The 13,073-nt window shown below is 43.9% G+C and carries 13 protein-coding genes; 8 read left to right on the top strand and 5 right to left on the bottom strand.

Annotated elements, in window-relative coordinates:
• The first annotated feature begins 27 nt into the window (after positions 1-27).
• Entirely contained in the window at positions 28-1,668 is a 1,641-nt protein-coding gene (locus KDW03_RS09455) for an ankyrin repeat domain-containing protein (protein ID WP_271434835.1), read from the top strand.
• The gene (yqeK, locus tag KDW03_RS09450; RefSeq protein ID WP_271434834.1) at positions 1,665-2,225 is read left to right on the top strand and encodes a bis(5'-nucleosyl)-tetraphosphatase (symmetrical) YqeK; all 561 of its coding nucleotides are present in this window, start codon (positions 1,665-1,667) and stop codon (positions 2,223-2,225) included. The genes KDW03_RS09455 and yqeK overlap by 4 nt, the downstream gene beginning before the upstream one ends.
• Positions 2,226-2,293: 68 nt before the next feature.
• Here yqeK and KDW03_RS09445 read toward each other — a convergent pair whose 3' ends face one another.
• The 4 genes from KDW03_RS09445 to KDW03_RS09430 are packed head-to-tail and all read right to left on the bottom strand — an operon-like array spanning position 2,294 to position 6,804.
• A complete protein-coding gene (locus KDW03_RS09445) occupies positions 2,294-3,424 on the bottom strand; it encodes a glycosyltransferase family 4 protein (protein ID WP_271434833.1) in 1,131 nt (376 codons plus the stop codon).
• Between the two features lie 42 nt (positions 3,425-3,466).
• The gene (locus KDW03_RS09440; RefSeq protein ID WP_271434832.1) at positions 3,467-4,381 is read right to left on the bottom strand and encodes a glycosyltransferase family 2 protein; all 915 of its coding nucleotides are present in this window, start codon (positions 4,379-4,381) and stop codon (positions 3,467-3,469) included.
• A complete protein-coding gene (locus KDW03_RS09435; RefSeq protein ID WP_271434831.1) occupies positions 4,378-5,835 on the bottom strand; it encodes a B12-binding domain-containing radical SAM protein in 1,458 nt (485 codons plus the stop codon). The genes KDW03_RS09440 and KDW03_RS09435 overlap by 4 nt, the downstream gene beginning before the upstream one ends.
• A gap of 3 nt (positions 5,836-5,838) precedes the next feature.
• On the bottom strand, positions 5,839-6,804 hold the full coding sequence (locus KDW03_RS09430; RefSeq protein WP_271434830.1) for a glycosyltransferase: 966 nt from the start codon (positions 6,802-6,804) through the stop codon (positions 5,839-5,841).
• A 241-nt stretch (positions 6,805-7,045) separates the two neighbouring features.
• Between KDW03_RS09430 and purF the strand changes: the two genes are divergently transcribed.
• From purF to KDW03_RS09400, 6 genes are all read left to right on the top strand, one after another.
• Positions 7,046-8,476 (top strand): amidophosphoribosyltransferase, encoded by a 1,431-nt coding sequence (gene purF / locus KDW03_RS09425; protein ID WP_271434829.1) that lies wholly within the window; start codon positions 7,046-7,048, stop codon positions 8,474-8,476.
• Positions 8,448-9,017: an NUDIX hydrolase gene (locus KDW03_RS09420; RefSeq protein WP_271434828.1), complete on the top strand. Its 570-nt coding sequence runs from the start codon at positions 8,448-8,450 to the stop codon at positions 9,015-9,017. Before purF ends, KDW03_RS09420 begins: the two co-directional genes overlap by 29 nt.
• On the top strand, positions 9,014-9,376 hold the full coding sequence (queD, locus tag KDW03_RS09415; protein WP_271434827.1) for a 6-carboxytetrahydropterin synthase QueD: 363 nt from the start codon (positions 9,014-9,016) through the stop codon (positions 9,374-9,376). The genes KDW03_RS09420 and queD overlap by 4 nt, the downstream gene beginning before the upstream one ends.
• Before the next feature lie 21 nt (positions 9,377-9,397).
• Complete coding sequence (gene aroC / locus KDW03_RS09410; protein WP_271434826.1) at positions 9,398-10,558, top strand: chorismate synthase; 1,161 nt, start codon at positions 9,398-9,400, stop codon at positions 10,556-10,558.
• 73 nt (positions 10,559-10,631) lie between these two features.
• Entirely contained in the window at positions 10,632-11,879 is a 1,248-nt protein-coding gene (locus tag KDW03_RS09405) for a Crp/Fnr family transcriptional regulator (protein ID WP_271434825.1), read from the top strand.
• 9 nt (positions 11,880-11,888) lie between these two features.
• Positions 11,889-12,269, top strand: a complete 381-nt coding sequence (locus KDW03_RS09400; RefSeq protein WP_271434824.1) for a gamma-glutamylcyclotransferase family protein — start codon at positions 11,889-11,891, stop codon at positions 12,267-12,269.
• Here KDW03_RS09400 and KDW03_RS09395 read toward each other — a convergent pair.
• A complete protein-coding gene (locus tag KDW03_RS09395) occupies positions 12,266-13,048 on the bottom strand; it encodes a DUF3108 domain-containing protein (RefSeq protein ID WP_271434823.1) in 783 nt (260 codons plus the stop codon). The two genes, KDW03_RS09400 and KDW03_RS09395, sit on opposite strands and share 4 nt — an antisense overlap.
• Positions 13,049-13,073 lie beyond the last annotated feature (25 nt).

The raw sequence follows: 13,073 nt of genomic DNA, 5'->3' as shown, positions 1-13,073 counted from the left end.
ATAATATTCTTTCCAAAGGGGCGAAAAATGTCTCGTATCTATCTTTTGATTTTGATATTTCTCGTAGGAGAAACCCTCTTTGCCGATGCAAACCGTGAGCTTCTCCTGGCTATATCCCAAAAAAATTTTGAAGCCGTTCAAAATGCTATAGAAACGAAAAAAGCTTCGGTGGCTTACCGGGACGTCAATAAACGAACCCCACTTCACTGGGCCGTTATCGCAGGAGACCTTAAAATAGTCGCTTATCTCGTTCACAAAGGAGCTGATCTTGAAGCTCGAGAAAAAAACGGTGCCACGCCACTTCACTTTGCTGCTTATAGCAAAAACCTCGACATCGTAAAGTACCTTATTCAAAAAGGGGCTTCGATCAATGCACAGGACTCTTTTGGTTGGACACCCCTTCATTATTATACTTATTACCAGTTCGAGATGGGAGTAAAATACCTCATCTACGCCGACGCTGATCTCGAGATAAAAACAACCAAACCATCGATGGGTATTCCTGCTGGCTTTACAGCTCTTGATATTGCTCTCAAAATCAATAAACAAGCCTATATCGAAGCGCTTTCTGTTCCTCAAACGTACCAAAATATTGCTAATAAGCCCCTTCTCGCTCTTAATATAACCCCTCAACTCTCACTTTCCAACATTCTCCTCTCTCAAGAAACTGGAAATATTCTTATACGTGTAGAAAATACAGGACAGGGTCCCGCTTCAAGCACCATCCTCGAATTTATGAATCTTACCAATCCATGGATAAGGGTGCAAACCAATCTTCCCCCGCAGTACATCAGCATCAATAGCTCTTCTCTCTGGACAACAGAAATCTCGAATATCTCTCCACCAAGGGATACACTCGTTTCTTTCCTCGTTCGCGCCAGGGACCAAGAAAGCAAGAGAACCTCAAGCTGGCAGGAAGTCTCCTTCTGGATATGGTCAAATCGTCCTCCTCATCTCGTTGTAGCTGCCATCCTGTTTGGCAACACCCCTGAGCTTCGCCCAATGATGGTAGCAAATTTGCAGCTTGTGCTCTCCAACGATGGTTTTGGCCCTCTTCAACAGGGAAAACTCCACATACAGGACCGTCAGGGGTGGATTATCCCTCTCTCCCTTGATATCTCATCCCTTCCCAGAAATACTATGACCAACCTCGTGGTTTCTCTTGAAACGACAGAGAACGTTCAGGATGGGGAAACATCCCTTGAACTCATGATCTTTTCTCCCTCTCTGACACATCCCCTCATCTTTTCCCGCTCTCTTCCGACAAGAGGGTGTCTCCCCCCCATCTTTGTTTTCCAACCCCTACTCTACAAAAAACTCAATCTCTACATCTCGACCAATCTCTCCAACACTGATACAGGCGAAAGTATAACCGAGGTCTTCACCAATAGTATCATTCAAAGTTACCCTATGATTGAAATGGGAAACATCGGAGAACAAAAAGCCACGAATCTCATTATAGAAGCTCAAATTCTTACACAAACCAATACGTTCCTGTATACCTACAATATTGCCCAGCTCAATCTCGGCGAAAAGAGAAATCTTGTTATCCCCCTTCTGAGGGAAACATTGACCAACCATACTCTTTTTCTCAAGATCCGAGATGGCGCCACAACTCTTATGGAAACCAATCTCAATTTTAACCTCTGGCCAGGAGATACTCCATGAACGAGCAATATTTAGCCTGGGAAGAGAAAATAGCTTCCCTTCTCCCCCCAAAAAGGTGGCAACATACCAGAGGAGCACTTGAGGTAGCCCTTCATCTTGCTACTCTTCATAAGATTGATAAGGAGAAAGTTTACCTTGCTACCCTTTTCCACGATATTGGCAAAGCTTATCCCATCGAAAAGCAACGTGAGATTGCCTTGGAAAATCACCTTCTTACTGAAGAGGATATGAAAGCAGAGGGAGTAATTCATGCCAGAGTGAGTGCTTTTATCGCTCGGACTCAGTTTGGAATTCAAGATGAAGAGGTCCTTTTTGCCATTAATCACCACAGTACCGGCCATCCTGATTATGGTCCCCTCGGGTGGATTCTCTATATTTCAGACTATCTTGATCCAAACCGACAGCTTGTTCATCAAAAGACCCTTCTGGCAAGTTGTGAAGCTAACCTCAAAGAGGGATGCCTGCTTGTCCTCCTTGCCAAACTTCAGTATCTCTTCGATGAACGCCGGTATCTTCATACTAAGAGTGTTGAGTTTTACAATAGTCTCTTAGGATAAAAAGTGTTTCTTTCAAAGATGATACCTTTTAAAAACAGCGAAGAATGCAAGTTTACACGTGAACAACATCATCCCTCGATAAAAACACGTTCTCTCTTAGCCACTTCTGACCAGTCATAGCGCTTGACAAACTCTCGTGCTTCTTCTCCGAGATGTTTTCTTTTTTCTTCATCAGCTAACAAATCATCAATAACCTGTGCAAAGGCCCGGTAATCATTTTCAGGCACTTTAATAATTTTATCACCAAAAACAGGCGTATAGTTTGGAAGATCCCAAACCACCACAGGAAGACCGGCTGCCATCGCTTCAGCTATCACTATCCCCCATCCCTCTTCATGCGAGGGCAAGACAAAGATCTTACTTGAAAAAAGCAACTCAATCTTCTCATTCTCAGAGACCTGTCCAAGGTAGTGAATAACATCAGACAAACCCTCTTGCTCTACAGCACGCAGAAAAGACTCAATATAGGTCTTTTCTCCACCGCCAACTAAGGCAAGCTGTGGTTTATGTTTCATCAAGGGATAAATAGATAAGAGATCTCGATGCCCTTTTGAGGGATGAAATCTCCCAATCATACATAAATCAAAATCTTTTTTGAAGGCTTCTTTTCTAGCGTAAGCTTCCAGCGTAAGACCATTTGAGTTAACAAAAATTCTTTCAGCAGGAAAACCTAATGCTATCAGAGCCTGCTTCACCAGTTCATTGACAACAATGACTTTATCGGCTCTTTTTTTCATCAAAGCAAAAGAAAACCGTTGCATAAAGTAGCCTATAACATTTTTTAAAAAGTCCCCCTGTCTTCGCGCGGGAGGTACATAGATGTGATGAACAACTTGAACCCATTGTTGTTTTTTTGTTTTCAATAAAAAACAAGGCAGAACATCAGGAAAGAAATCCGACGTGGCATACAATATCTCATAATTCTTAGCGAATGTTGCAAGAACAAGCCATGCATACACCGTTCGTAAAAAATACGAAACATAAATCCCCATTCTATCAAACCATTCAGGAGTACAATAAAAAGTAAACAAATTTGCAACTCCAAGATATTCATGAGCCCTTTTTCCTGCAGGATTAGTAAATACGCTTACCTCGTAAAAAGACCGGAGACGCTTAAAAATTTCAATGAAGCGAATATCACCCCCACTTAAAGCCTTTTCTCCCCAGGAAGCATTTTGAAAACACAAAACCCTCTTCACCACAAACCTCTCGTGGTCTTTTGAAATTGAAAACGTATTATCCTAAGCTCTTTTTTTCGATTGCAAAATTTCAAGGAAAAATACTCCCCCCACGAGGACTCTTAGAAAAAACATTCCCATGGTTAAGACAGGATGAAGCATTATCCGTTTCCACTTTCCCTTCTCTACAAAAACACCAATATATCGATAGAAAAAGCCCAGTTGTTTTCGAAGATCGGGATCATCTTTTCCCCACTTTTCGATATAAGGGTGAAAACTTTTCGTGTAGTAATTTTTCTTAGAAAGGTACTTTCGTAAGTTAAACTCTGACTCATTGTGAAATACGCAGGAGAATTTTGGGAGTCTGGTGATCCCTCTTTCCTTTACAAAAGAACTCACAAATCCCGTGTAAGAATTTTCAGGATAGGAGAGCAAAAGAACTTTTCCAAAAGTTTTTATTCTTTTATCCATATCCCAATCTTCTACACCACAGAGAGTTACATCAAAACCCCCGCCCTCAATAAACTTTTTTCTGAAAAAAAATCGTGCGGCATCTATGACCGTTCCATTGTAAAATACTCTCTCAAACCTTCTTACTTTACTAAAAAAGTTCTTCCCTAAAATTATCTCAGGGATGTACAGGGCCACAATCCCTTCCTCTTTACCCATCGTTTTTACACAACCCTCAATCAAAGAAGGGGAAAGGAGCATATCAGCATCAACATACATCACATAGTCTCCACGTGCAACCTCTATCATACCATAATTTCTCTGAGCAGATCGCTCCGGTCCTTTATCATAAACCTTTTCCGTATACTTTCGAGCCAACTCTTTGGTTCTATCCGTAGAAGCGTTATCAACCACAATGATCTCGATATTGGGATAGGTTTGTTCTTTGATACTTCGTAGACAATCTTCTATCACTCGTTCTTCGTTTTTGGTAGTAATCACCACCGAAACAAGAGGCCTTTCACTCATTTTTTCTCTCCAAAATCCAGAATATGGCCTAACACCTTCATACCGGCACGCCAGAAATATTTTACATCCTCTATATCTCTGATAGAGAGAATTTTTCGTACAAGAAAACCGGGATGAAATGCCACAGAATACAATCCCTGAACATACTTCATCAACACCTCCTCCGACATGGGTGTTTTCATCACTGGCTCACGCATGTCATACCGATCCCAGTCCTCGGTGACCAACCAGCCATTGCGTTTGCACTCCTCAAAAAGCGGCGTCCCTGGATAGGGAACAACCACGGTAGCTTGCATGGTATATGCATAGTTTTTGATGAGAAGCTCCCGTCCGAGCTCAAGCGTTCGTTTTGCGTCTTCTTCCGTCTCCCATGGATAACCAAACATAATGGTAATATGAGGATAAAGCCCTGCTTTACGCATGAGTTTTACATTGGCTACCATTTCTTCGATGGTTTCTCCTTTCTTGACCCTGTCGAGGGTTGTCTGGTTCGCTGATTCTATACCAACGAGGACAAGCCGAAAGTTCGCCCTTTTCATGAGCTTCATCTGGTCGTAGGTGAGTGCTTTTCCGAGGCGCATGTTACAGTCAAAAGTGACTTTTTTATGATATCCACGGCGGATCATTCCTTCACAAAAACTTTCCAACCATTCTCCAACAGGAAAGGTCCCGGTATCATCCATGATTTCACGGACCCTGTACTTCTCAATGAGCATACCAACTTCATCCAAAACATCTTCGACAGAACGTTTGTTAAATGTGGGATAAATTGTTGTCCATGAGCAAAAAGTACACTGATGATACCAGCAGTCCCGCCCCGCCATAATATAGGTACCGGGGGTGTATTTATAGTTTCCATTGTGGTAGGCATAGTTTTCCCACTTTGTAAGATCCCTGTCAATCCACGGAAGAGTCGAGAGATCATACTTCCTCTGAAAGGGACCGGTAGAAACAATCTTTCCTCCCTCTCGATAGTAAAAGCCCGGTTCAAGGGTTTTTACCCTGCCAGAAAGAAAATCGACAAGACTCAGCAGAAGAAAATCATAATCCCCACCCGTGAGGACATAATCTACCGGACAGGCTTGAAGGGTCTCTTCGGGAAGGGCGGTAACATGGTCCCCCATGAGTACCACCGTTACCCCGGGCATCTCAGTCTTCAGGCGCTGAACAATCTCCCAGTATTTCTTTATCACGGGAGTTTTGGTTTCCATAGCCACAAGTGTTATCTCTGATCTTTTCAGAAAATCAAACCATGCATCCAGCGTAAGTCTCTCAGCTATCCCATCGAGCCAGAGAACATCATAGCCTCTCGACTTGAGAAGGGTGGCAGCACTTGCCGGTACCACCGGATAAATAAACGTCGGATTATTGAACCACTGAAATTGTCGATTCTGGGAGAGAAGGGGCACACCCTTAGGACTTTCCAGTGGGGGATAGGTAACACATATTCTCATACACTACCTCTTGAGTTCTTTTGTAAAGAGTCCCTGGAGAAAAAACCATCCATAGGTAAGATGGGAGAAAAAGATAGCAAGTACGGTAAAAGGTCGTTCGACATAGCTTCCCGTAGAAAAGAAAAGAGCCCCACCAAAATACACCCCAAGAACTCCCCAGTAAAGCTTCCATACAACAGGGAGAAACAAGCCAAACACCCACCCCGTTGTTACTCCTATCAAGAAGAGGGAAGGCAAAATATAGGTAAGTTTAAGAGAAGTCTCAGGATAGTGTTTCACAAAAAAACCCCTATGGAGGGCATAATTGGCAATCTGTTTGAAATGCGTTGGCCAGAGACTCCGTCGATGATGCCATACGCGGATCTCCGGACTATACAAAATCCGATAGCCAAGGTTTTTAATCGCCAGACAGAGCTTCGTATCCTCGCCTGGATAGTAGGTGGAATCAAAACCTCCCACTTTTTCAAAAACCTCTCGCCTTACAATAAGGTTTACCGAAGGGATGTCATAGTCCTCATGGGTTTTACCCACAGGAAGATAACGTTTGCGATAGCCTCCACTCATCCAGAGAGAGGCATAGACATTGCCTGAAACCCTTTGCCAGAAACTATCGTGAAGAGGAGTAATCCCCGGACCTCCCACAGCACCAATATCCTCGGAAGAAAGAAGTAACGCCACGGCGTTCTTAAGCCACAAAGGATCGGGATAGGCGTCGTCGTCCGTAAACGCAAGGATAGTACCTTTTGCCAGTTTCGCACCCATATCACGTTTTTCCGCTGGTCCTACTGGACCAGAAGGTACAACACGCAGGGAAAGTTTTTCCGACAAAACCTCAGATTCTTCACTGTCAGGGAGAAGGATAATCTCAAAAGAGGGATAATCAAGTTTCTCATAGTAAGAAATAGCCTCACGAATATAGGAGTTAAACGCCTTGAGCGGAATAATGACCGAAACAAGTGGCCTGTCCAAGATTTCCTCCTTTTACAGCTGTTTATTATAGGGAGTTTAAGAGTTTTTGTCAAAGGTTAACCAAAAAACATACAAAAATCCCTTTTCCTATGGCGGGGATGACGCCGATGGCAAAAAAGAAGAAAAAAGAGAAAAATCTTTTATTGCAAACAATTTTTCGAAGAAAAACTGAATCAAAAGATTTGATATCTTTCCTCTTCCTCTTTAAACTATAGTCATCCTTTTTGAAAGAGGGGTTCTCATGATCCGGGAAGAATGCGGAATCTTCGGTATCTATGGTCAAAAAGAAGCTGCACAGTACGTTTATCTCGGCTTACATTTCTTACAACACCGTGGACAGGAATCATGTGGTATCATCAGCTCGGACCAAACCTCTTTTTACAAGCAGATAGGACTCGGGAAGGTTTCTGAATTCTTTGACGAAGAGAAACTAAACTATCTCAAGGGCAATCAAGCCATAGGGCACGTAAGATACTCAACTACCGGTTCTCCCACTCTTGTCAACACTCAGCCCCTCTCTGCCATGACTACCAAAGGTCCTATTGCCCTTGCTCACAACGGCAATCTCACCAATGCTTCCTCTATCCGCCAGCGTCTCATGAAAGAAGGTCAGACTTTTTCAACCACAAGCGATAGTGAAGTGATCCTGCACCTCATCGCTCGAGCTCCCTACGACGATATTGTCGAATCAACACGATGGGCTCTTTCCCAGCTTGAGGGCGCATTTGCTGTTCTGGTCATGAACCGAGACACCATCATTGCGGCACGCGATCCAATGGGATTCCGCCCTCTCGCGCTTGGCAGCCACGAGGAAACGCTCACCCCAGCCACGCAAACGTACGTTTTCTCCTCGGAGGATACCGCATTCAGTATTGTACAGGCAACACGCGTACGAGAGATCATGCCCAATGAGATGGTAGTGGTAAATTCCTCAGGTCTGGAATCCTTACCAATCGTGTCTTCTCAACCAAAAAGTCGCCAGTGCATCTTTGAACTCATCTATTTTGCCAAGCCTTCTTCACGGGTATTTGAAACGAGTGTGTACGAATACCGCTATGAAATAGGTCGTCAACTTGCTCGAGAATTTCCCGTGGAAGCCGATTATGTGATTCCTGTTCCTGATTCCGGGATTGTTTCTGCCCTCGGATATTCCCATGAGTCAGGGATTCCCATGGCTCTCGGGCTCATCCGCAGTCACTACGTGGGACGAACATTTATTGAACCGTCTCAAGGAATCAGAGATTTTGGAGTACGAATGAAGTTCATGCCTGTTCCTGAGATAATCAAAAACAAGCGCATCATCATTATCGATGATTCTATCGTTCGCGGTACCACATCACGAAAAATCATCCAGATTATCAAGGATCTCCATCCTCGAGAAGTGCATTTTCGGGTGGCTTCACCCCCTGTAAAATACCCATGCTTTTACGGTATTGATTTTTCACGACCTGAAGAGCTTCTTGCCAACAAGTTTCAGTCCATCGAAGAAATTGCCAAGTATATTGGTGTCGATTCCGTCGGGTATGTAAGTATTGAGGGGCTTTTCCCCGAGGCACTTGTCAACAGAGAGCTTTTCTGTCGCGCTTGCTTCGATGGAAACTATCCCACGCCTATCCACAATGTCAGCAAGGAGAGTTTCGATCATGAAATCCAACAAGCTTCCCTCAAATGATCTCAAAGAAACCACCCTCACAAGCTCCTGTCTCCACCAGGGAAAATCTTTTTCCTTCTGGCGCGATGAGGTCGTTTTCCCTAATGGAGAAAAGGGATATAGAGATTATGTAAAATATCCCGATGCTGTAGCCATCCTGCCCATTCTTGATGACAAGATTCTGTTTATCAAACAGTACCGTTATGCTCCCGGAAAAATTCTACTCGAAATCCCCGCCGGGAAAATAGATAGCGGGGAAACTCCCATGGAGACAGTTCGCCGGGAACTCAGAGAAGAAACAGGCTACGATAGTCATGATCTCGAATACCTGCTCTCCTATTATAGTTGTCCAGGCTATAGTACTGAAAAAATTCATACCTACGTTGCCCGCAATCTCTTTCCCGCTCCTCTCGAAGCCGATGAGGATGAATTTATCCTCACAGAAACCCTCTCCCTCTCTGAGGCTAAAGAAGCCATACGCACAGGGCAAATCGAAGATAGTAAAACCATTCTGGCAATACTTGCCTACGAAACACAAACAAAACGAGAGGCAAAGCCATGATCTACCGTTTGATAAAAGAATTTACCTTTGACGCTGCCCATAACCTCATCAATTACAATGGGAAATGTGAACATCTCCATGGTCATACCTACAAACTTCAGGTTACCGTCGAAGGACCAAAAGATGAAACCACCGGAATGGTGTGTGATTTTGCTGAGCTGAAACAGATTGTTCACGAGTATATCATCCAGAAACTCGATCATGCCTACCTTAACGATATTGTTCCCCTCTCCACAGCAGAAAATCTGGCTACCTGGATAGCCAATACCCTTGAGTTTCCCCTTGCCCAGAAAAACCTGCGCCTCGTCCGCCTCGTCCTCTGGGAAACCCCGGGAAGTGCTGTAGAGCTTCTTCTCTAAAAGACAAAAAGCGAGGTACCTATGATTCACATCACCACATCAGGAGAATCCCACGGTCGTGCCATGCTGGCCACTATAACAGGTATACCTTCCGGCCTTGAAATAGACCTCGACTTTATCAACCATGAGCTGAAACTCCGTCAAAGTGGTTTCGGACGAGGCGGCCGGATGAAAATAGAAACTGACACCGCTGATATCCTCACGGGTGTCATCAATGGGAAAACCACAGGTTCACCCATCACCATAGCTGTTTGGAACAAAGATTGGGACAACTGGAAAGACAAAAAAACAGAGCCTATTCTTACCCCAAGACCGGGACACGCGGACCTTATCGGCATGTACAAATACGGTCACCTCGATGACGCCCGCAAGGTCCTGGAACGAGCGAGCGCCCGTGAAACGGCAGCAAGAGTGGCTGCTGGAGCACTCGTCAAACTCTTTCTCCGAGCCTTTAAAATAGACATGTTTTCTCATATCGTAAACTGGGGCGGTATCACCCCCTCAAGACAAACAGAAAATCTTACGGAGATTCGAGAAATCTCCCAGAATTCCCCCTTCCGATGGCTTGGCACTCCCTCTGATGACGAAACGCTCACAAAGCTTATCGAACAAGCTATGCGAGAAGGCTTTACCCTGGGAGGTATCATAGAAACCATCATCTACCCTATCCCTCCTATGCTTGGCTCATACCAAACCGCTGAACAAAAACTGGATGCTCAAATCGCTGCTTCCGTTCTCAGCATCCAGGCCATCAAAGGTATTGAATTTGGACTAGGTTTTGCCTATGCCAACCGTCCCGGAAAAGACGCTATGGATGCTATCTATTACGGTGAAAGAGGTTACTACCGTCAAACCAACTATGCGGGAGGCATAGAAGGTGGCATGACCAACGGAAATCCAGTTGTTTTCCGAAGTGTGATGAAACCCATCCCCACTCAAATGTCTCCCCTGGAAACTGTCCATGTTCAAACCAAAGAAAAAGCCCTCTCTGTAAAAGAGCGATCCGATGTGACAGCTGTGTTTGCCGCAAGTATCGTGATCGAATCTGCCGTTGCCCCTGTAATTGCCAATGCTCTTATGGAACGTTATGGAAGTGACCATATGGAACGAATCCTCGAGGCATTCTCCAGGGACCCATCTTTGCAAGAGCTCGGCTACCTCTTGCCTACACACCGACACTAACCAATATATCTCTCAAAAACTCAAGACTTAAACCCAAAAAGCCGAAAAATATAAGTAAGGAGTACAGGCAAAGATGGCAGACAGTGTTGCTTTTCAGGTCGCTAACTACAAAAAGGGCAGTTATATTATTGTCGAAGACGAAGAAAAAAGTGATGAATTCTATATCATTCGTCAGGGAAAAGTTGTTGAATATCGATCCGTATCCATTGTCCAACAAGAAGAGCAGGGTACTGTCCTCGGTACAGGAGACTTTTTTGGTGTGCTCTCCTGTATGTCCAGACGTCCACGCATAGAAACCGTTCAAGCCCTTGAGGATGTTTCCTGTATTGTGGTCAAACGTGAGCAATTTGGTGAACTCATTCAGAAAAATACTGCCATTGCCATGAAGATTCTGCGCTATTTTGGAAAACAACTTCGCTACTACGACTCGCAGCTTACTCAACTCCACTTCAAAAATTCCTTAGAAGAAGATCCCTCTCATCTTTTTGCTATAGGAGAATATTTTTTCTCCAACCAGCTTCTCATCCAGGCTGCCTATGCTTACCTTCGTTACATCAAATACTGTCCTGATGGAGGATACGTAAATCAAGCCAAGATCAAACTCGCCAAAATCAATCCTTCTCCTGAGAAACTTCAACCTCAGAAAGAAAACTTCTTCTCTCTCTATGAGGATGGTCAGATCATCTTCCTTGAACACGAACCCGGCAACGAGCTTTACATCATTCAAGAAGGCAAAGTCAAGATCACAAAACTTGTTGGAAACAACGAAGTATTGCTCGCCGTCCTCAAAAAAGGAGACATCTTTGGTGAAATGGCCCTTCTCGACAACAAACCAAGAAGTGCCAGTGCCATAGCCTTTGGCCCAACAAAACTCATGGCCATCAACCGTGCTAACTTCGAACCAACCGTTCAGGCACATCCCGAGATCGCCACAAAAATCATCGAACTTCTCAGTGAACGCATCTGGATTATCTATAAACAACTCTCCAACAGTCTTATTCCCAACCCTGTAGGCAAAATCTATGATGCTCTCTATACCCAGCTTCAAAAAGCCCGTATCCCTATCGTACCTGGAGCATCCCATACTTTCGATTTTGGTCCTGACGAGGTTATCAAGTTTGTTGGCTTTTCTGCTCAAGAAGGTAGACTTCATCTGAAAAAACTCATGGATGAAGACAAAACCATCCAGATCATAGAGAACAAAATCATCTGCAAAGACATTGGAGCTCTGGAAAATAGCCTCAAGGTCATCAAACGACAACTCGAAATCGAACGGAAAAAACGTTCCAGTAGCGGTAGCTCTATGCCTCCGCTTATTTAGGACACCATCATGTATCTGTTTGTCTATGGCACACTCCTCAAAGGAGAAGAGTCACACAATCTATTAGAAAACTCTCCACTCATAGCCACAGGATATGTCAAAGGCACTCTCTACGATCTTCATGTCGGATTTCCAGCTCTGAATATCGAAGAAATTCAAGGACGCGTACGAGGGGAAGTGTACGAAATCACGAATGATCTCCTATCCGATCTGGATCGTTACGAAGGATGTGATCCCGATGATGAAGACGCATTGTACGAAAGAAAAGAAATTCTCTTTTATCCAGACAAAGGAAGCCCTTTTTCTGTGTGGTGTTATATCATGAATGAAAGACAGCTTCGCCGATTTTCTTGCACGGTCATCTCTTCTGGAAACTGGAGAAAGCGTTAAAGGGATGTTGTTCCTGGCTGAAAGTTTTCTATCGCTACTCGTAAATCCACAAAACGAAAACCCACAATATAAAAAGCAGCAATCCGAATCTCGTAGGGTGTGCGATTTTCATCATCCAGCATGGTAAAATAGATCCCCAATCCTCCTTTTTCCCTTACCTGGATTGCTGGGACCTTGTTTTTTTTATACGTAACAGTTATTTTTCGGGAAGTAAAAGTAGTCTCATAGAGTGTATCCCGATGTTTATAACTTACAGGAATCTCTTGATCGACACTCATCCTGTCATAATCCAGGCTTCGAAAATACAGTATCAGCGTGTTATAATCCATGATAGGCAATTTTCCCTTCATTTCGTTCCGCTCGTAGTTACGGGTCCTGTGATAATAATAACAGGCACGTTCACTGGCTACAAACTCCTGTTTCAGAAAATCTTCCCACTTCCCCTCTTTCACAATTCGCTCGTTATAAAGAGGAAAAAGTGTCCTTTTATCAAAAATCGTCCAATCCCTATCATCCATATCATAGAGGTGGCGCAAATCCTCTCGTGTTAAGGTTCGACCCGCCACGATGGGATAGATCACTCCAGCGATATTCGTTTGTCGATTTATTTGCATAAAATGGTTTCCCACATACTGCCCTAAAATATAAATACGAAAAGAAAGTCTTTCACCATATTTCATGGGCAGGGAAGACAATATCTTTGCTTCGCCATAACTCAGACCAAAAACAAGGAACAAAACAAAAAATGCTTTTCGTTTCATCACAAACATCCTTTTCAAAAAATCTCCTAACAATTTACCCCCA

The organism is Thermospira aquatica, from assembly GCF_023525255.1.
GTDB lineage: Bacteria > Spirochaetota > Brevinematia > Brevinematales > Thermospiraceae > Thermospira > Thermospira aquatica.
Note: the sequence above shows the minus strand (reverse complement) of the source record. Positions and strands in the feature narration are given on the sequence as shown.